General features: G+C 65.5%; 22 protein-coding genes. 16 read left to right on the top strand and 6 right to left on the bottom strand.

Annotated elements, in window-relative coordinates; translation table 11 throughout:
* Positions 1–163 precede the first annotated feature (163 nt).
* From rpsH to ACWF99_RS14115, 13 genes are all read left to right on the top strand, one after another.
* Positions 164–562, top strand: coding sequence for a 30S ribosomal protein S8 (rpsH, locus tag ACWF99_RS14175; protein WP_056818383.1), 399 nt, complete (start codon positions 164–166; stop codon positions 560–562).
* 15 nt (positions 563–577) lie between these two features.
* Positions 578–1117 (top strand): 50S ribosomal protein L6, encoded by a 540-nt coding sequence (gene rplF, locus ACWF99_RS14170; protein ID WP_378632260.1) that lies wholly within the window; start codon positions 578–580, stop codon positions 1115–1117.
* A 2-nt stretch (positions 1118–1119) separates the two neighbouring features.
* Complete coding sequence (gene rplR / locus ACWF99_RS14165; protein WP_266296784.1) at positions 1120–1527, top strand: 50S ribosomal protein L18; 408 nt, start codon at positions 1120–1122, stop codon at positions 1525–1527.
* A 31-nt stretch (positions 1528–1558) separates the two neighbouring features.
* On the top strand, positions 1559–2218 hold the full coding sequence (rpsE, locus tag ACWF99_RS14160; protein ID WP_378632262.1) for a 30S ribosomal protein S5: 660 nt from the start codon (positions 1559–1561) through the stop codon (positions 2216–2218).
* Between the two features lies 1 nt (position 2219).
* The gene (gene rpmD, locus ACWF99_RS14155) at positions 2220–2399 is read left to right on the top strand and encodes a 50S ribosomal protein L30 (protein ID WP_056819257.1); all 180 of its coding nucleotides are present in this window, start codon (positions 2220–2222) and stop codon (positions 2397–2399) included.
* 2 nt (positions 2400–2401) lie between these two features.
* Positions 2402–2845 (top strand): 50S ribosomal protein L15, encoded by a 444-nt coding sequence (gene rplO, locus ACWF99_RS14150; RefSeq protein WP_101464424.1) that lies wholly within the window; start codon positions 2402–2404, stop codon positions 2843–2845.
* A gap of 164 nt (positions 2846–3009) precedes the next feature.
* Positions 3010–4332, top strand: coding sequence for a preprotein translocase subunit SecY (secY, locus tag ACWF99_RS14145; protein ID WP_378632265.1), 1323 nt, complete (start codon positions 3010–3012; stop codon positions 4330–4332).
* On the top strand, positions 4329–4874 hold the full coding sequence (locus tag ACWF99_RS14140; RefSeq protein ID WP_378632266.1) for an adenylate kinase: 546 nt from the start codon (positions 4329–4331) through the stop codon (positions 4872–4874). Before secY ends, ACWF99_RS14140 begins: the two co-directional genes overlap by 4 nt.
* 26 nt (positions 4875–4900) lie before the next feature.
* Complete coding sequence (map, locus tag ACWF99_RS14135) at positions 4901–5698, top strand: type I methionyl aminopeptidase (RefSeq protein ID WP_378632268.1); 798 nt, start codon at positions 4901–4903, stop codon at positions 5696–5698.
* A gap of 74 nt (positions 5699–5772) precedes the next feature.
* Entirely contained in the window at positions 5773–6858 is a 1086-nt protein-coding gene (locus tag ACWF99_RS14130) for a BMP family lipoprotein (RefSeq protein ID WP_452536152.1), read from the top strand.
* A gap of 11 nt (positions 6859–6869) precedes the next feature.
* Complete coding sequence (locus ACWF99_RS14125) at positions 6870–8387, top strand: ABC transporter ATP-binding protein (RefSeq protein WP_452536151.1); 1518 nt, start codon at positions 6870–6872, stop codon at positions 8385–8387.
* Between the two features lie 8 nt (positions 8388–8395).
* Entirely contained in the window at positions 8396–9673 is a 1278-nt protein-coding gene (locus ACWF99_RS14120; protein ID WP_452536150.1) for an ABC transporter permease, read from the top strand.
* On the top strand, positions 9670–10956 hold the full coding sequence (locus tag ACWF99_RS14115; protein ID WP_452536148.1) for an ABC transporter permease: 1287 nt from the start codon (positions 9670–9672) through the stop codon (positions 10954–10956). The genes ACWF99_RS14120 and ACWF99_RS14115 overlap by 4 nt, the downstream gene beginning before the upstream one ends.
* Here the strand turns inward: ACWF99_RS14115 and dtd are convergent, their stop codons facing one another.
* Together dtd and ACWF99_RS14105 are read right to left on the bottom strand one after the other, a co-directional pair.
* Positions 10957–11400: a D-aminoacyl-tRNA deacylase gene (gene dtd / locus ACWF99_RS14110; protein WP_378656724.1), complete on the bottom strand. Its 444-nt coding sequence runs from the start codon at positions 11398–11400 to the stop codon at positions 10957–10959.
* Positions 11401–11497: 97 nt separating this feature from the next.
* Positions 11498–13033: a hypothetical protein gene (locus ACWF99_RS14105; RefSeq protein WP_378656679.1), complete on the bottom strand. Its 1536-nt coding sequence runs from the start codon at positions 13031–13033 to the stop codon at positions 11498–11500.
* Between the two features lie 220 nt (positions 13034–13253).
* Between ACWF99_RS14105 and ACWF99_RS14100 the strand changes: the two genes are divergently transcribed.
* The 3 genes from ACWF99_RS14100 to ACWF99_RS14090 all read left to right on the top strand — a co-directional run bounded on the left by ACWF99_RS14100 (position 13254) and on the right by ACWF99_RS14090 (position 16436).
* The gene (locus ACWF99_RS14100; protein ID WP_452536146.1) at positions 13254–15194 is read left to right on the top strand and encodes a hypothetical protein; all 1941 of its coding nucleotides are present in this window, start codon (positions 13254–13256) and stop codon (positions 15192–15194) included.
* The gene (locus ACWF99_RS14095; RefSeq protein ID WP_452536145.1) at positions 15191–15991 is read left to right on the top strand and encodes an ESX secretion-associated protein EspG; all 801 of its coding nucleotides are present in this window, start codon (positions 15191–15193) and stop codon (positions 15989–15991) included. The genes ACWF99_RS14100 and ACWF99_RS14095 overlap by 4 nt, the downstream gene beginning before the upstream one ends.
* 124 nt (positions 15992–16115) lie before the next feature.
* Entirely contained in the window at positions 16116–16436 is a 321-nt protein-coding gene (locus tag ACWF99_RS14090) for a WXG100 family type VII secretion target (protein ID WP_378632285.1), read from the top strand.
* Positions 16437–16448: 12 nt separating this feature from the next.
* Here the strand turns inward: ACWF99_RS14090 and ACWF99_RS14085 are convergent, their stop codons facing one another.
* From ACWF99_RS14085 to ACWF99_RS14070, 4 genes are read right to left on the bottom strand one after another with little or no spacing between them, the layout of a single operon-like run.
* The gene (locus ACWF99_RS14085) at positions 16449–16895 is read right to left on the bottom strand and encodes a TY-Chap domain-containing protein (RefSeq protein WP_452536144.1); all 447 of its coding nucleotides are present in this window, start codon (positions 16893–16895) and stop codon (positions 16449–16451) included.
* Complete coding sequence (locus ACWF99_RS14080; protein ID WP_378632291.1) at positions 16892–17377, bottom strand: DUF6301 family protein; 486 nt, start codon at positions 17375–17377, stop codon at positions 16892–16894. The genes ACWF99_RS14085 and ACWF99_RS14080 overlap by 4 nt, the downstream gene beginning before the upstream one ends.
* A complete protein-coding gene (locus tag ACWF99_RS14075) occupies positions 17374–18483 on the bottom strand; it encodes a hypothetical protein (protein WP_452536142.1) in 1110 nt (369 codons plus the stop codon). Before ACWF99_RS14075 ends, ACWF99_RS14080 begins: the two co-directional genes overlap by 4 nt.
* Before the next feature lie 28 nt (positions 18484–18511).
* Positions 18512–18895 carry a hypothetical protein gene (locus ACWF99_RS14070; protein ID WP_378632296.1) on the bottom strand — a complete coding sequence of 128 codons (384 nt, stop codon included), beginning with the start codon at positions 18893–18895 and terminating at the stop codon, positions 18512–18514.
* Positions 18896–19140: the final 245 nt, after the last annotated feature.

Genomic DNA, 19140 nt, shown 5'->3' with positions numbered 1-19140 from the left:
CGCGGGTGGGACCGTGCCAGGCGCCGAGAGCTCGCAAGAGAACTCATCCGGTCGGTAAGTGCCGACCGGACCAGCCGAATTGTTGTAGGCCCACGGTCGACCGCGTGAGAGTGCGGGAGATGTTGCATGGGAACCGCAGCGAGAAAGGTGTCGAGGTCTAACCATGACCATGACTGATCCGATCGCAGACTTCTTGACGCGTCTGCGCAACGCCAACTCGGCGTACCACGATCAGGTGAAGGCGCCCCACTCGAAGATCAAGGTGAACATCGCCGAGATCCTCAAGCGTGAGGGCTACATCGCCGATTACCGCACCGAAGACGCGACCGTTGGCAAGGCCATCGTCGTCGATCTGAAGTACGGCCCCAGCCGTGAGCGCAGCCTGCAGGGCCTGCGTCGCGTCTCGAAGCCGGGTCTGCGTGTGTACGCGAAGTCCACCAACCTGCCCAAGGTCCTCGGCGGCCTCGGCGTGGCGATCATTTCCACGTCGACCGGTCTGCTCACCGACCGTCAGGCGGCCAAGCAGGGCGTCGGGGGCGAAGTCCTCGCCTACGTCTGGTAAGGGAGGTCAGGACTAATGTCGCGTATTGGTAAGAAGCCCATCGAGATTCCGGCCGGCGTCGACGTCAACATCGACGGCCAGGTTGTCACGGTCAAGGGGCCCAAGGGCACCCTCTCGCACACCGTGGCCGAGCCCATCATCGTCACCAAGGGTGAAGGTAATGAGCTCGAGGTTGCTCGTCCCAACGACGAGCGCGCGAACCGTTCGCTGCACGGCCTTTCCCGCACCCTGATCGCCAACATGATCGAGGGTGTCACCAAGGGCTACGAGAAGAAGATGGAAATCTTCGGCGTCGGTTACCGCGTTCAGGCCAAGGGTTCGAACCTCGAGTTCGCCCTCGGTTACAGCCACCCGGTGCCGATCGAGGCCCCGGCAGGCATCACCTTCGCGGTGGAATCGCCCACCAAGTTCTCGGTGTCCGGAATCGACAAGCAGAAGGTCGGTCAGATCTCCGCTGTCATCCACGGACTGCGTAAGCCCGACCCGTACAAGGGCAAGGGCATCCGCTACGCCGGCGAGGTCGTTCGCCGCAAGGTCGGAAAGACGGGTAAGTGATCATGGCGCAAACTGCTAACCAGAAGGCGAAGCGGATTCCGCTGGGCAAGGACGCTTCCACGAAGCGTCGCCTGTCGAAGACCCGCCGTCACTTCCGTCTTCGTAAGAAGGTCGAAGGCACCACCGAGCGTCCGCGCCTGGTGGTCAACCGCTCCGCGCGGCACCTGCACGCTCAGCTGATCGACGACTCGGTGGGCAAGACCATTGCCGCCGCTTCCTCGATCGAGGCCGACGTGCGTGCGCTCGAGGGCGACAAGTCCGCCAAGGGCGCGAAGGTCGGTCAGCTGATCGCCGAGCGTGCCAAGGCTGCCGGTATCGAGGCGGTCGTGTTCGACCGTGGTGGTCACGACTACCACGGCCGTATCGCGGCGCTGGCCGATGCCGCTCGTGAAGGTGGGCTGAAGTTCTGATGACTGTTATTTCGAACGGAAGGAACGTCTGATGCCGGGACGTCAGCGGCGTGACGGCGGCAACGGACCCGCCGGACCCAACAGCAACTCCAACAGCAACGCCGGAGGCCCCGAGGGCAACCGTCGTGGCGGTGGCGATCGTCGCGGTGGCGGCGACCGTCGTGACAACGCGGCCGAGAAGAACCAGCTCGAGCGCGTCGTCGCGATCAACCGTGTCTCCAAGGTCGTGAAGGGTGGTCGTCGCTTCAGCTTCACCGCCCTCGTGATCGTCGGTGACGGCAACGGTCTGGTCGGCGTCGGCTACGGCAAGGCCAAGGAAGTTCCCGCGGCCATCCAGAAGGGTGTCGAGGAGGCTCGCAAGAGCTTCTTCCGCGTCCCGATGATCGGCTCGACCATCACTCACCCCGTTCAGGGTGAGGCGGCGGCCGGTGTGGTCATGCTGCGTCCGGCTTCGCCCGGTACCGGTGTGATCGCGGGCGGCGCGGCTCGCGCCGTGCTCGAATGCGCAGGCATTCACGACATTCTGGCCAAGTCGCTCGGTAGCGACAATGCGATCAACGTCGTTCACGCGACGGTTGCCGCGCTCAAGATGCTCCAGCGTCCCGAAGAGGTTGCCGCTCGTCGCGGTCTGCCGATCGAGGATGTCGCTCCGGCGGGCATGCTGCGTGCGCGTGCAGGACAAGGAGCCTGACATGGCTGATCTCAAGGTGACTCAGATCAAGAGCACGATCGGTGCCAAGTCGAACCAGCGCGACAGCCTGCGGACGCTTGGTCTGCGGAAGATCCGCCAGTCGGTGGTTCGTGAGGACAACGCTCAGAACCGCGGTCTGATCAACGTCGTGCGCCACCTCGTAACAGTTGAGGAGGTCTAGACATGACCATCAAATTGCACCACCTGCGTCCCGCCCCTGGCTCCAAGACCGAGAAGACCCGTGTGGGTCGCGGTGAGGGTTCCAAGGGTAAGACCGCCGGTCGCGGTACCAAGGGCACCAAGGCACGCAAGAACGTCCCCGCGGCGTTCGAGGGTGGCCAGATGCCGCTGCACATGCGTCTGCCGAAGCTTCGCGGCTTCACCAACCGCTTCCGGGTCGAGTACCAGGTTGTCAACGTTGGCCGCATCGCCGAGCTGTTCCCTCAGGGCGGCGTCATCGGTAAGGCAGAACTCGTCGAGGCCGGCGCCGTTCGCAAGAACGAGCTCGTCAAGGTTCTCGGCGACGGCGAGATCGGTGTCGCCATCCAGGTGACCGCCGACAAGGTGACCGGCTCCGCCAAGGAGAAGATCACCGCCGCCGGTGGCACTGTCACCGAACTGGCCTGACGGTACTGTAGTCAGCAGCTGACACCGGACGAGTCGCGAGCTCGTCCGGTGTCACTGTTAGAGTTCCAAGTGTTGTCTGCCAAGCTCGTCATCGGCTGACGATTCCACATGCTGTCCAGTGGTTCAGTCGCATGGCATGACCATGTCGTTCGCCAGGAGGATTTGTGCTTTCCGCCTTCGTATCGGCCTTCCGGACTCCGGACTTACGGCGGAAGATTCTCTTCACGCTGGGGTTGATCGCGCTGTACCGGTTGGGTGCCGCGCTGCCGTCCCCCGGCGTCGACTACCGCGCGGTCCAGGACTGCGTGAAGCTGGTCTCCGGTGGTGAATCCGCCGGTATCTACCAGCTCATCAACCTTTTCTCCGGTGGCGCACTGTTGCAGCTGTCGGTGTTCGCGATCGGCATCATGCCGTACATCACCGCGAGCATCATCATCCAGCTGCTGACGGTCGTCATCCCGCGGTTCGAGGAACTGCGCAAGGAAGGCCAATCCGGCCAGACCAAGATGACGCAGTACACCAGGTACCTGTCGGTCGCGTTGGCGATCCTGCAGGCCACCGGTCTCGTCGCGCTCGCCGCGCGAGGTCAGCTGCTGCAGGGCTGCCAGCAGGAAATCCTCGCCGACACCAGCATTTTCGGCATGATCATCATCGTCCTGGTGATGACCGCCGGTGCCTCGCTGGTCATGTGGTTCGGCGAGCAGATCACCGAGCGCGGTGTCGGTAACGGCATGTCGCTGCTCATCTTCGCCGGTATCGCGGCGCGTATCCCGCTCGACGGCAAGAGCATCCTGGATACCCGCGGTGGTCTGGTCTTCGGTCTGGTGTGTGCCGCCGTCCTGGCGATCATCGTGGCCGTGATCTTCGTCGAGCAGGGTCAGCGCCGGATTCCGGTGCAGTACGCCAAGCGCGTCGTCGGTCGCAAGATGTACGGCGGTTCATCGACGTACCTGCCGTTGAAGGTCAACCAGGCCGGTGTCATCCCGGTGATCTTCGCGTCCTCGCTGCTCTACCTACCCAACCTGGTCGCGCAGCTCACCAACTCGAATACGGCGACGGATCCGAGCTGGTGGCAGGAGATCATCCAGAAATACCTGGTGAATCCGTCCAACCCGGTCTACATCGCGATCTACTTCGCGCTGATCGTGTTCTTCACCTACTTCTACGTCGCGATCACCTTCAACCCGGAGGAACGCGCGGACGAGATGAAGAAGTTCGGTGGCTTCATCCCGGGCTACCGGCCCGGTAAGCCGACCGCCGACTACCTCAACTACGTCCTGAGCCGCATCACCCTGCCTGGCTCGATTTACCTCGGTCTGGTCGCCGTGCTCCCGAACCTGTTCCTCGACATGGGCAATTCGGGTGCGGTCGCGAACCTGCCGTTCGGCGGTACCGCGGTGCTCATCATGGTCAGCGTGGGTCTCGACACGGTCAAGCAGATCGAGAGCCAGCTGATGAATCGAAATTACGAAGGGTTCCTCAAGTGAGAGTTGTTCTGCTCGGTCCGCCGGGTGCCGGCAAAGGTACTCAGGCCGTCCTGCTGTCAGAGAAGCTGGGCGTTCCGCACATCTCCACCGGAGACCTCTTCCGCGCGAATATCAGCCAGCAGACCGCCCTCGGTCGCGAGGCGCAGAAGTACATGGACGCGGGCGACCTGGTCCCCAGCGACGTCACCAACCGCATGGTCGAGGCGCGTGTCGGCGAGCCCGACGCCGCGAACGGTTTCGTGCTCGACGGTTACCCGCGCACGGTCGATCAGGCCGACGCGTTGAAGAAGATCCTCGAGCACAACGGCACCACGCTCGACGCGGTGCTGTGCTTCGTGGTCGCGGAGGACACCGTGGTCGAGCGCATGCTCGCCCGTGGGCGCGCCGACGACACCGAGGACGTCATCCGCAACCGGCTGCGGGTCTACCGTGAGGAAACCGAGCCGCTGCTCGAGCACTACGACGGTCTGGTCGTGACCGTCGACGGCATCGGTGAAGTCGATGAGGTCAACGCGCGGGCGCTGAAGGCGCTCGGTCAGTAATCAGCGGATCGGAGTACTGAGGCCGGATGGTCTTCAACCGTAAGAAGAAGGTCGTGCCGTTCCGTTCGGCGGGCGAGCTGGATGCCATGCAGGCAGCCGGCGCGATCGTCGGTGCCACGCTGGTCGCCGTTCGCGCGGCGGCCAAGCCCGGCGTCTCGACGCTGGAGCTCGACGAGGTCGCCGAGGCGACGATCCGCGACGCGGGCGCTGTCCCGTCGTTCAAGGGTTATCACGGGTTCCCCGGCTCGATCTGTTCTTCGGTCAACGATCGTGTGGTCCACGGGATCCCCTCGGCGAGTGACATTCTCGTCGAGGGCGATCTCGTGTCCATCGACTGCGGCGCCATCCTCGACGGCTGGCACGGCGACTCGGCGTGGACGTTCGGCATCGGCACCATCATCGAGGCCGATGAGTTGCTGAGCGAGGCCACCAGGCTCTCGATGGAGACCGGCATCGCGGCGATGCTGCCGGGCAACCGGCTGACCGACGTCTCGCACGCCATCGAGCTGGGTACGCGCGCGGCCGAACAGGCGCACGGCCGGCAGTACGGCATCGTCGACGGTTACGGTGGCCATGCCATCGGGCGCGAGATGCACATGGATCCGTTCCTGCCCAACGAAGGCGCGCCCGGTAAGGGCCCGCGCCTGGTGGTCGGGTCGGTGCTGGCGATCGAGCCGATGCTGACGCTCGGTACCACCGAGACCAAGACGCTCGATGACGACTGGACCGTGGTCACCACCGACGGGACGCGCGCGGCGCATTGGGAGCACAGCGTCGCTGTCACCGAAGACGGGCCGCGCATTCTCACGCTGCGCCCGGAGTAGTTCACCGACGGCTTTTCGGTGAAGTAATCGTTCTAATCAGTCTGGTCGCCTGCGCGATCCTGTATCTCTGAGTGATGAGATCCCGGATCGCGCTGGTCGCCGTCGGTTGCGCGGCCTCGGCCTTGCTCGTCGGCTGCGGTGAGCCGCCGCCGGACGCGCGCTATACGGGATCGGGCAACACCTACGGCACCGCGAACGCGGGTTTCGAGACCTGCATGGTGACCGACGCGGGCGGCGTCGACGACAAGTCGTTCAACGAATCCGGCTGGAACGGGGTGAAAGCCGCGATCGACGCCAACCCCGGCGTCTACGGTTCCTACCGACAATCCAACAGTTCCGCCGACTACGAACCCAACCTGCGAGCCTCGGCCGACGACGACTGCGATCTGGTGATCGGCGTCGGCGGCCTGATGGCCGAGGCGGTGGCACAGGTGGCCGCGGAGTACCCCGATCAGCGTTTCGCGATCGTCGACGCGCACGTCGAGCTGGACAATGTCTACTCGATGGAGTTCAACGCCGCCCAATCCTCTTATCTGGCAGGCTATCTCGCGGCGGGAGTGTCCAAGACCGGCCGGGTCGCCACCTGGGGGGGCATGCAGATTCCCGCGGTGACCATCTTCATGGACGGGTTCGCCGCCGGAGTGGCCGGGTACAACGCGGCGCACGGGACCGCGATCGCCGTGCTCGGCTGGGATGTCGAGGACCAGAACGGTTCGTTCACCGGCAATTTCGACGATACGAGCGCGGGTCGCTCGATCACCGAGAACTTCATCGCCCAGGGCGCCGACGTGATCCACCCGGTCGCGGGACCGGTCGGCATGGGTGGGGCGTCCGCCGTGCAGGACTCGCCGAACGTATCCATGATCTGGGTGGATTCCGATGGCTACGAGGCGGTTCCGGAGTACCAGGACATCATGTTGTCCTCCTCGATGAAGGACATCTCCGCCGCGGTGCGGGTGGCGATCGACAATGCCTTCGGCGACGGCGTCAAGGACGGCCGGTACGTGGGCACCCTGGGCAATGCCGGGGTCGGGCTCGCGCCGTTCCACGATTTCGACGCGAAGGTGCCCGAGCCGCTGAAGCGGGAGCTCACCACTCTTCGGCGCGACATCGTCGACGGCAAGATCGTGATCAATTCCCCGGCCGCCCCGAAGCTGTAGAGGACAGGCGCATGCGACTCGAAGCACAGGGACTGACCAAGGCATTCGGAACGTTTCTCGCCGACGACAGCGTCGATCTGGTGGTCGAACCCGGCCAGGTGCACGCGATCCTCGGCGAGAACGGCGCGGGCAAGTCGACCCTGATGAACATGCTCTACGGCATCCTCGAACCGACCAGCGGTCAGATCCTGATCGACGGCGAGCCGGTGCGGCTGCGATCGCCGGGCGACGCCATCGCCGCCGGAATCGGCATGGTGCATCAGCATTTCAAGCTGGTCGGGCCGTTCAGTGTCGCCGACAACGTGCAGCTGGGTCGCGAACACGTCAAGCGGGGCAGCCTCGATCGGGCGACCGCGCGGCGGGCGGTGCTCGAGGTGTCCGAGCGGTACGGTCTGGCGCTCGATCCCGACGCGATCTGCGAGGACCTGCCGGTCGGCGTGCAGCAGCGCGTCGAGATCGTGAAGGCGCTGTCGGGCCGGACCGATCTGCTGATCCTGGACGAGCCGACCGCCGTGCTCACCCCGCCCGAAGTGGCCGAGCTGCTCGGGATCATCCGCAATCTCACGGACTCGGGGATGTCGGTGATCTTCATCAGCCACAAGCTCAAAGAGGTGAAAGCGATCGCCGACACGATCACTGTGCTGCGGCGCGGGAAGGTCGTGGCCGAGGCGTCGCCGCAGGACAGCGAGGCCGAGCTGGCGGCGGCGATGGTCGGGCGGTCGGTCGTGCTCACCGTGGATCGCCCGCCCGCGCAGCCGGGCGAGATCGCGCTGGACATCAAGGATCTGACGGTGCTGGGCGAGCGGGGGACGCCGATGCTCGATGGACTGAGTTTGGCTGTGCGGGCCGGTGAGATCGTCGGGTTGGCCGGGGTCGAGGGCAACGGGCAGACCGAACTGGCCAGGGCGGTGCTCGGCACCATCACGCCCGAGGGCGGGTCGGTGGAGATGAGCGGGACCCCGGTCACCGGATGGAACCCGTATCGGCGGATCGTCGCCGGGCTCGGCTATATCCCGGAGGATCGTGGCCGCGACGGGCTGGCCGCCGATTTCACCGTCGCCGAGAACCTCGTCCTCAATCAGTACCGCGACAAGCCGCTGTCGAATCACGGGGTGGTCGACGCGGCGGCGGTGCGTTCGCTGGCCGACAAGGCCATCGCCGATTTCGACATCCGTACCAGGGGGCCGGGGGAGCTGGTGTCGGCGCTGTCGGGCGGCAATCAGCAGAAGGTGGTGATCGCGCGCGAATTCTCCAGGCCGCGTTCGGTTCTGATCGCCGCGCAACCGACGCGAGGAGTCGACGTCGGCGCCATCGAGTTCATCCATCGCCGGCTGGTCGCCGAACGTGACTCGGGGACAGCGGTTCTGCTCATCTCCGCGGAGCTGGACGAGATCCTGGCCCTGTCCGACCGCATCGCCGTGATCCACAACGGGCAGATCGTCGGCGTCCTGGCCCCGGACACGCCACGCGAGATCATCGGTCAGCTGATGGCAGGCCATCGTCCCGCCGATCCGGCACCCGCGAGCTGAGGACACCCATGCCGAGTACGACCATCGAGCCGGACATCGACTCCCCCGGCGAGCGTAAGCCAGAAAAGCGCGACGTAGGCCGCACGTTCGTGGGGTACTTGACCGAGGCCAACAGCGTGATGGTGACGATCTATTCGTTGCTGCTGGCCTTCGCGATCGGCGCCCTGTTGATCATCGTCTCCGACGCGGCGGTGCGGGGTGCCTGGGGCTACTTCTTCAATCGCCCCGCCGATGCGCTGAGTTTCTCGTGGCAGGCGGTGAGCGCGGGATATCGCGACATGTTCGAGGGCGCGATCATCGACTTCGGGCGGGTGAGCCAGTACACCGACGGTGACGCCACCCTGGCCCAGGTGCTGCGCCCGATCTCGGAGACGCTCACCTACGCGACCCCGCTGATCTTCACCGGGCTCGCCGTCGGTCTGGCGTTCCGGGCCGGACTGTTCAATATCGGCGGGCACGGGCAGTTCATCCTCGGCATGCTCGGCGGCGTGATCGTCGGGTTCGCGCTCGACCTGCCGCCGCTGCTGCATGTTCCGCTGGCCCTGCTCGCGGGGGCGCTCGCCGGCGGTGTGCTCGGCGCCATCCCCGGTGTGCTCAAGGCGAAAACCGGCGCGCACGAGGTGATCTCGTCGATCATGCTGAACAATATCGCCACCTATTTCCTGCTCTGGGCGTTGAGCACCACGTTCATCCACTCGACGACCTCGCAGGAACTGGTCTCCAAGCAGGTGGACTTCTCCGGCCGATTGCCCCGGTTGCTCGGCTGGGCGGGCTCGGGTCTGCGGGTCAGCGTGGGGCTGTTGCTCGGGCTGGCGCTCGCGGCCGGAATCTGGTGGCTGTTGCGCAAATCCACCTTCGGCTACCGGATCCGGGCGGTCGGCGCCAATACGCACGCGGCGGAGACGGCGGGTATCGATATCGGGCGCACGTTCATCACGACGATGGCGGTGTCGGGCGGGCTGGCCGGGTTGGGCGGTGCCGCACTGGTACTGGGACTCAACCCCTACACGGTGAATCCGGGTACGGTCGCCGAATTCGGGTTCGACGGGATCACCGTCGCGCTGCTCGGGCGGGCCCATCCCGGCGGCATCGTGGCCGCCGCACTGCTGTTCGGTGCGTTGAAATCGGGCACGCTGCACATGCAGCCCGCCATTCCGGTCGAGATGTCCACGCTGTTGCAGGCGGTGATCGTGCTGTTCGTCGCCGCGCCCGCGCTGGTGAAAACCCTGCTGCACCTGCGCACACCGCGCGGTGGTCTCAACACTCTGGAAGCGAGGGGCTGGTGAGTACCACCACCGCGTCACCGGCCGTCACGGCCGAAGCCGTCCGGCACAATGTGGCCGGGGTGGTGCTCATCGTGCTCGGCATCGGTCTCGGCGTCCTCGGCCTGCTGTTCGTCGAGGGTGGGCGCACGACCACCTTCCGGTTGGATCAGACCGTCGAAAGTGGTTGGACCGTCGACACTCTCACGATCGTGCTGGTCCTGAGTGTGGTGACGGTGGTGCTCGGTGGGGTGCTGGCGGCGCGGCCGCTCTCGCGGCGCGCGCACGGGGCGATCGTCGGCATCGCGGTGGCGGCCCTGGTGATCGCGGCGCTGTCGTGGGTGGTCACGCCGGGTGTCGGCTTCCCGGTGGAGTTCGTGCTGGCGTCGACGCTGTTCCTGGCGCTGCCGTTCATCTTCGGTGCGCTGTCCGGCGTGGTCTGTGAACGGTCGGGCGTGATCAACCTCGGCATCGAGGGACAGTTCCTGGCGGGCGCGTTCACCGCGGTGCTGTTCTCGTCGATCATGGGCAGCCCCTACGCCGGGATTCTGGCCGCGGTGATCAGCGGCATGCTGTCGACGCTGCTGCTGGCCTGGCTGGCGACCCGCTTCGAGGTGAACCAGCTGGTCACCGGTGTCATTCTCAATCTGCTCGCGCTGGGGCTCACCGGCTTCCTGTTCGAACGGCTCATGCGCATGGACCATTCGCTCAACCAGCCGAGCACGGTGCCGCGCATCGGTGGGTTCCTCCACGACATCGGCCTGGGCTTCCTGACCGACATCCCGGTGCTCGGGCCGGTGCTGTTCGACCAGAACCTGTTCGTCTATGTGGCGCTGGCCTGCGTGTTCGGGCTGTCGTATCTGCTGTTCCAGACCCGCTGGGGCCTGCGCACCCGCGCCGTCGGCGAACATCCGGCCGCGGCCGACGCCGCGGGCATCGACGTGAACCGCCTGCGCTTCTGGAATGTCACCTGTGCCGGCGCCCTGTCGGGGTTCGGCGGCGCCTTCTTCACCATCGCCAACAACGTGACCTTCAGCAAGAACATGACCGCCGCGCTCGGCTTCGTGGCCTTGGCGGTGATGATCGTCGGCCGCTGGAAGCCGGTCGGCGCCCTGCTGGCCGCCCTGCTGTTCGGCTTCTCCAGCGCCCTGCAACGCTTCCTCAACACCATGCCGGGCAACCCGATCCCCACCGAGTTCCTCGGCATGCTGCCCTACATCGTCACCCTGGTCGTGGTCGCCGGATTCATCGGAAAGGCGGTCGCACCCGCGGCCGACGGCATCCCGTACCGGCCGGGCGACAAGTAGTCAGCCTTCGAGCAGGACGGTGACCGGGCCGTCGTTGGTGAGTTCGATCTGCATGTGGGCGCCGAATTCTCCGGTGGCGACGGTGGCGCCCAGTTCGCGGAGTGTTTCGGCGAAGGTGTCGACGAGGGGTTCGGCGAGGGAGCCGGGGGCGGCGGCGTTCCAGGACGGGCGCCGGCCCTTGGCGGTGTTGGCGTAGAGGGTGAACTGGCTGACCACCAGGATGGGGGCGTCCAGGTCGGCGGCGGAGCGTTCACCGTCGAGGATGCGCAGGCGATAGGCCTTGTCGGCCAGAGCTTTCGCGGTGGCCGCGGTGTCGGTATGGGTAGCGCCGACGAGGGCGAGGAGGCCGTGGGGGACACCCGTCGCCGCCGGATCGATGCGGCCGACCACCTGATCGTCGACGCTCACCTGGGCGCTGGTCACACGTTGCAGCAGTACTCGCACAGTTCCGATCATGCCGGGTGACCGCGCCGGGCGGCATCCCGGGGCGATGTATCCGTCGGTGCGATCAGCACGGGTCCACTGGTCACAGCGTGCCGATTCAGTCCTTGCCGAAGAAGAGGATATTCGGGCCGTAGTCGGTGAGCGGGGCCTTCTCCGCGGACTGGCGGATGCCCGCGCCGGGGAGCTCGGTGACCTTGGCGAACATCTCGGCATTGCCGAAGGCGGCTCTGACCTGGGTTTCGGAGGCGTAGTCGGCGCCGTAGTCGGCCAGGGTCGCGAAATCCAGGGGGGCCAGCGGGGTCTCGAGGGGTGCCTGGCCCGCCGGCCTGCCGAGCGCGGCGTACTGGGTGGCGACGCCGTTGTCGTAGAGGCACAGTTCGTAGGAGATCTTCTCGATCGTGGCGACAGTGAGGACCGGCCATTTCATCGAGAGGGCCACGGCGAGTGGGTGTTTGCCGAGGGCGCCGATCTCCCAGTTGAGGCTCTTCACCGAAATCCAGCTGCCCGAAGACTTTTCGACGAGCACCACATCGGCGCCGAGCTCGGTCTCGAGGTTGGTCTTGGGTTCTTTGACGCCCCAGTGCTTGTCGTGCACCCCGGCGAAGCGGCCTGCGTCGACGGGATTCGCGCCGTCCTGGGCGTACGCGGCGACGATCGCGGCGCGTACCTGGTCCAGCGCGTCCGGCGCCGAGCACCGGACGGCGATCGCGCCGTAGGTCGCGGAGATCTCGACCGGTCGCGACGGCGGCTCCGGCATCGCCCCTGCCGCAAGGGGTTTGAGACCGACCAGGGCCAGCCGCCAATTGATCTCGTCGATCGTGGCCAGGTCGCCACCCGACTGGTACAGGATCTGCTGCTGGGTGAGCCGCCCCGCGCGTTCGAGGGTCGGTGCGCCCAGTTTCACCAGCGCCTGCGTGGTCTTGACGGTGAGATCGAGCTCCTCGACCCGGGTTTCCCGCAGTTTCGCCGTGCTCGCGGTGGTGGTCACCTCGGAATACAGGGTGCGGTAGCTCGCGATGGCCTGCTTGCGTGAGCGCCCCACCATCAGGGTGCGCAGCAGAGTGCTCAGACTCGCCAGGTACTTGCCCGGTTGTTCGGAAGCGCGCGCGTACATCGCCGCCCGAATCCGGACCGCCGACTCACTGGCCGCCACCGCCGCGTCGTGATCGAGCCGCATCAACCACACACCGCACTTGGACAAACCGTCGGCGCACATGGCCGAAACATCCGGGTAGTCCTGCGCGACCTGCCGATACGCCGAACAGGCGCTGCGAATGGTGTTCGTCGCGAGCTGCCGGTGCCCGACCAGCCGTGTCGCCTGCTCGAACAACCGCAACGCGTCCTGCAACGCACCCGCGTACTCGTAGGAGACGTACCCCCCGACCAGCCAGTGCAGCCGGATCGCCACCGCTTCCTGCGCGGGCTCCAGCGCCTCCGCCGTGCGGTCGCGCCCCGACGGATCATCCCTGGTCGTGAGCAGACCCTGTGCGAGCTCGGTCAGTGATCCGGCCAAGCGCAGGTAGTCGTCGGCGTGCTGGCTGCGGGTGTTGGCGCGATTGGCTGCCACGCGCCGTTCGAGGCCGCTCAGATCGGTCATGAGCAGTTCCATCGCGACGTCAAGCTGGGCACCCATCGTTCGTTCGTTCATGGCCGTCCGGCGGCCGCTAGCGCTTTGATCGAGTCTGTCACAGATCGGTGTCGGCTGCCGGATCGTTCGCCGGAACCGGCTGTTCATCCGGCATCGGTGCCGGTGTTTCCTTGGTGCTGTGCATATTTCGCATTGCTCACTAGAATGCGATGCGATCGAGTCGGCTGCGAGAGTCGGCGGTGGGGTGCTTCGAGGAGCGGTTAGCGTGGGCGATTCTCCCTGGTCAGGACTGGCCAGTAAGGCAAAAGTCAAGGTCGAGACGGGAGCCGCGCTCGAGGCGGCCAAGGCGTGCAGTACGGCGATCGAGGTGTTCAAGGGTTGCCAGAATCTGTTCCGCGACCACGACCTCAACAACTACGACGAGTCCAAGCTGGGCGGCAGCCAAGTCGACGCGGGTCCGCCGCTGCGGACCAAGTTCATCTCCGAGGCCACCCAGGCCAAGGACCTGCTGGGGCGCTATATCGACTCGCTCGAAGACCTGGTCTCGATGTTCAAGGCCGCGGGCGAGTCCTACACCGACACCGACAAGGGCTCCGGCGACAACATCGCCGCGCTCAAGGGTGATCTGAAGAATGTGAACTCCTCGCCGGGTGCCAAGGATATGAAGGGCGAGGTCTCCCAGGCCGGTGGTTACACTCCGGCCCACTGGGAAGTCGATGTCAAGGTGCGGCAGGGCACCGGCATGGAAATCAAGATGGAGAAGCACAACTACGACATCGAGACCGCGAACGTGCCCAAGCACGCGGGCACCGCGACGGCGGAATCGGGCGGTGTGCGGATACCCGTCCGCGCCGCGGACAACATGTCCTGGCGTGACATGTACGACCTCGGTCAGCGGCTGTCCTGGCAGGAGGTGGCCAACGACGCTCCGATCTGGGAGGCGATGGCCCATGCCGTGCACGGCGCCGCCTACAACCTCGAGCAGAAGCTCGGTGAGATCACCCGCGACCGGTGGGAGAGCCAGGGCGGTGACGCCGCGTTCGCCGCGATCTCCACGTTCGGCAAGTCGGCGATGACCGCGAGTGACTCCTTCACGATGATGCAGCAGAACCTCGAGTACACCGCGAACTGGTTGTACGCGACCAAGGTGTCTATGCCGATCGACAAAGAAGACAAGTGCGACGACGATCTGCAGGAGAACCGCGATCGGTACAAGCGCCACTACGTCGACGGTGTCGGGCAGACCGAGAAGCTCTTCCCCGCGGCCGCGGAGCCCGCGGCGCCGAAGGGGCCGGTGAAGCCGCCGGAGAACAACAACAATAATAACAACAACAATAATAATAATAATAACGGCAACAGTAATAACAACGGCAATAACAATGCCGGTGGTAACAACAACTCCGGTGGTAGCGGAAATTCCGGTGGCAGTGGCAATTCCGGGGGTGGGAGCCAACAGCAGGCGACGTCGCCGGCCGCCGTGGCTGCCCAGCAAGCGGCGCAGCAAGCTGCCCAGCAGGCGGCCGCGGAGCTGCAGCAGAACGGCACCAACGGTTCGCAGCAGGGCGCGAACGGTCAGACGGCGGGTTCCATCGGATCGAACGGATCCACCGGGTCGTCGGCAGGGTCGAGCGGGTCGGGGTCGGGCGACATGTCCAGCATCCTGTCCTCGGTGATGTCGGCGGTGACGTCCGCGGTGTCCTCGCTCACCCAGGCGCTGCCCTCGCTGGCCACCGCGCTGCAGCAGGTGTCCGCCGACACCAGCGGTACCGGCGCCACGTCGGGCCTGCCCGATTTCACCCAGCTGGGCAACCTGTTCGGGCAGTTCCCCGACCTGACCGAACTGCTGTCGCAGTCGCCCGAGATCAACCAGCTGATCGCGGACAACCCCGCCCTTTCGCCGCTGGCGGAGTTGCTCGGCATCGATACCGCGACGACGGCCGTCGACGGAGCGGGACTGCCGCAGGAGAGCACCGAAACGGCTGCGGGCGAAGCATTCCCGCGTGCCTCGCTGCCCGACTTCTCCAATCTCTCGGGTCTGGGCGAGGTCGTCACTCCGCTCACCGGCCTGCTCGCGGAGTCGATGGCGACCGAAGCGCCCGCGCAAGTGGTGGAAGCGCCCGCGCAAGTTGTCGAAGTGCCGGTCGAATCCGTGGAAGTCGGCGCCGCCGGCTCGCTCGCGCACGCGCGGCCGGAGGCGCAGGCGTGACGCGCAAGTGGGAGCTCACCGACATCGAATTCCGGGTGCTGTGGCAGCGATTCGTCGGCACCGATCTGCCGCGTCCGCTCACCTTCCAGACCAGGACTCGCCTGCACGAGGACTACGAGGAGGAGAAGTACCAGGTCTGGCAGCGTCTGCAGCACACGGTCGATCCGACGCTTCGCTCGGTCTTCGATGTGCTGGAACGGCCGGAAGTATATGTGCGGCTGCGTGGTTGGAACGATCGTGCGCGTGACGACGCCGACCAGTGGCTCAAGGCCAGGGCCGCGCGAGCCGGTGCCAACGGATACCTGGTCTACCAGCTCCCCGGTGAAACCCCTACCCACAGTGGTGGTTACACGGTGGTCGACATCGGTCCTCACGGTCTGGCCGACGCCATCGTCGACCTGATGCCGACCACCGGTGCGGGCACGGGCGGGATGATCCCGCTGCTCACCGACGCGAGCGCAGGCGCCGGCGACGAGTACGGGCAGCGATCCTCGATGTTCTTCGAAGAAGCCGACACCTCGATCGTCGAGCGCAGCACCGAGTTCTTCAACCGTTCCGCCGACCGCACCGGAACCATCAACATCCTGCAGAATCAGTCCATGTTCGGCTCGCGCGGGATGCATCGCGACATCCTGGTGTGGCGCGATCTTCCCGACGACGGACGCTATGTCATCGAACTCCCCAGCGAGAATCCCATCGCCACCCCGATGTCGCGATCGGACCTGACCGAGAAGGTCAACACGTCCATCCAGCGGATGATGTCGCGCGTGGAATCGCATTGGGAAGCAAGCGCATAGGGGCCGCGAGGTACCCACCGTTCACAGCGCTTTCATCCCGGGTTCGTTCCGTCGTGCGAGGCTGTTGCGCACGCGAAAGAGTTGTGGTGTGCTCAGAGCCACCACTCGTGGAGGGATGAGGGCGATGGGCACCTTCGAGTACGACGCCGACGATTTCCGGACCGCGGCCGGAAAATCGCGCAACGTCAGCACGCAACTCACCGGCATCATCAATACGCTGAACAGCTCGCTCAACGGCCGCGGAAACGTCTGGGGCAACGACAAACTCGGTCAGAGCTTCAACGACGGCCCCGGCGGCAACGACGGTTACGACTCCTCGTGGACCAACACCAGCGACAACGTCAAGACGATGGCGAAGTCCATGGGCGAGTTCGCCGACGGTCAAACCGAAAGCGCCGACTACATCGACAAGATGGAAAAGGGCAACCGCGACGGCTTGAAGTAGCCGCGCAGTCGGTCAACTCGCGTCCGGGATACCGAGGCCCGGCAGATGCAGGCTGCTGTTTCCGGCACGCTCGACCCAGCCCTGGTAGACCAGCGTCAGCGGGGAGTCGATGCCGAAGCCGTCGCGGAGTCCGGTGACGGTGATCGCGGCGAGCCGGCGGTAGGCGTCGGTGTCGACCGGCCAGGGGAATTCGGCCCACCAGTTGTCGCAGTGGTCCTGGTCGGGTTGGCGCCAGCCGGCCCGGGTGATAGCTCGCCAGCCTGCGTCGTCGGGGCGGGATGCCGGGTCGAGCCAAGCGTTGCCGGGGAGTTCGGCCAGGACCGATTCGCTCGTCTTGCGAAATTGTGCAAAGCGGCGCGAACCGGATGGTGCCACTTCGCCGATCACCAGAACTGTGGTGTCGGGGGCGGCGGCGAGCTCGTTTGCCAGCCCACGGGCGAACTCTTCCCAGTCGGTCACAGTAGGCCCTGGTTGTCGAGTTGGAGGTTACGGTCGTCTGCGGCGAGGCGGGTATTGGTGACCAGGTTCAGCCAGATCGACGCGGTGGAGAGGATGAGGACGACGGTCGTTTCGGCGCCTGCCCATCGAATTTGCGGGGTCGGTGCTTTGACCTGCGCGGTCGGCTCACCGAGGCGCTCGCTGATCGCCTGCGCGTAGTCGACGAAAGCTGTTTTCACTGCGTGCTTTTCGCTCGCCTCGGCGTAGTCGGTGAGCTGCAGCTCGATGCGGGTTACATCGCCACTTTTGGCTTGGATGGTCCCGCTGTCGGGGCCGAATCCGGTGTCGAGCATGATTCGGCGCGGTCGGCTGGAGATGGTGTGCCAGCCGAATTGTTCGACAATCGAGGGGGCATCGTCGATGTTCCATGACCAGTCGAGGGCGGCCAGTCTGTCGGAGAGATCGGCGGCGTCGGCGGATGGCATCGTTCGCCATGTGGTCATTCGCTTGCCTTCCTGTTGTCTTGGAGCGCGAGGCCGGTCATGGGAGCCGCGAGTGCGCCATCCTCATCCCATTGACGTCGGAGTAACAGCCGGTGGTGTCTGTCGTAGTGGTGTTCTTCGCTGATCCGGCCGTCGGGGCGGTACCGGTACCAGGATCCGATGGGGCCGGTGGGGCTGTTGACACCTTCGTGGCGGACCTTCCCCTTGACTGATTCGGTATAGAGGCCGTCGGGATAGCCGTCGCGATAGTCCTGGATGTATTTGGGGGCGTGGACTCGTCCGGTGAAGGGGTGACCGTTGTGCTGGAGGGCACCGGATTCGGCGGCTGTGAGCGTGGGATCGTCATGGGCCAGGTCGGGGTGTGTCTCGGCGGGGTAGGCGGTGAGCTCGCCGTTGTCGTCCCAGCGCTGTTGGCGGAGAGTCTTCCCGGAGTCGTCGGCGATCGCACGGTGTCGTGGTGTGCCGTCCTGGTTCCAGGTGATCTGAAGACCGATGGGGTTTCCCCGGTGATTGACCCAGGCGTGGTCGCGTGCGCCGTCCCAGTGCCAGGCGAATTCAGGCCCGTCGCGGTAGCCGTCGAGGTGCCATTCGATTTCTACTATGGGCCCGTCCGCGTAGTTGTAGCCGTATCCGACCGCTTGGCCGGTAAACGGTCGGCCGTGGTAGGTGTTGAGGCCGTCGTGGTTCTTGTCGTAGACGAGTCCGGGGTCTTTGTGGTTGACGGCGCTCGGGAGGAGGGGTTTGGCAAGGGCTGCGGCGTCGAAGTCTTCGACGAGAACTCCGGCGGAGTCCCAGCGTTTACGGTGTTGGAGATAGCCGCTCGTGTCGTAGTTGTCTTCTTGGATGAGCGTGCCGTCGGGGGACCAGTAGCGCCAGTCGTCGTACTTGAATCCGCGCCTGTACCAGCCTGAGTGCCGCCGTGTTCCGTCCGGATACCAGGCGGTGCAGCTTTGTTCGCGGTAGCCGTTCTCGTAGGAAGTGTTTTCGATTTCGGTGAAGTCGGGCAGGTATTCGACTGTTTCACCGGTGAATGGTTCGCTGCGGTAGTAGACCCGTCCGTCCACCGTGGTCAGTTCGGGGTCATTGATGTCGATGAACAGCGACACGCGACTTTCCTTCCCGCTCATTCGCTTCTCAGAAATAGGACAGGAACGCCGCGTCGAAATCGGGGTCGCGGGTGTCGAAGTTCTGGGGAGCGTAGTCGAGGGCGCGGACGTGTTCTATGAACTCGGTGGGCAGGACGAGAGCCTGCTCGGCGAGGTACTTCAGCGAGTCCTCGCGCCAGATCCAGACGCCGTCGGAGTACAGGGAGGGGCCGCCCTCGATGTCGGCGTCTCTGGTGAACAGGTCGGGGGATTCGCCCATGACGTCGAAGATCGCGCGAACCTTGCGCATGTAGTTCAGAATCCGGTCGCGGTCGCCCTCGACGGTACCGGTGGGCGCGTCGAAGACCGAGGGCAGCTCGTCGTGCCCGCGCTCGTACATCTCGCGGTACATGGCCACCGGCTTCAATTCCATTGCGTGCGTCCCGTTCTCGATATCATGGAGTCTGTGTCCGGCTCGGCGTGCTCGTCGGCTCGGGGTGCCCCGTCGTGCCAGCGCTTCGGCGTGCCCCGACCCCGATCCTTCGCCCGCACCGGCTGGTCGTCAAGTCGCCCGCGCGGGGTTCGTTCCGGCTGCCTGGCGTTCATTCTGTCGTCACCACGGATTCGTCGGTAGCTGTCACTCTGTTGCGCAGGCGAACGAGTTGTGGTGTGCTCGAC

It is taken from the genome of Nocardia sp. NPDC055002, from assembly GCF_053608825.1.
This window is presented reverse-complemented; position numbering and strand designations above follow the sequence as displayed.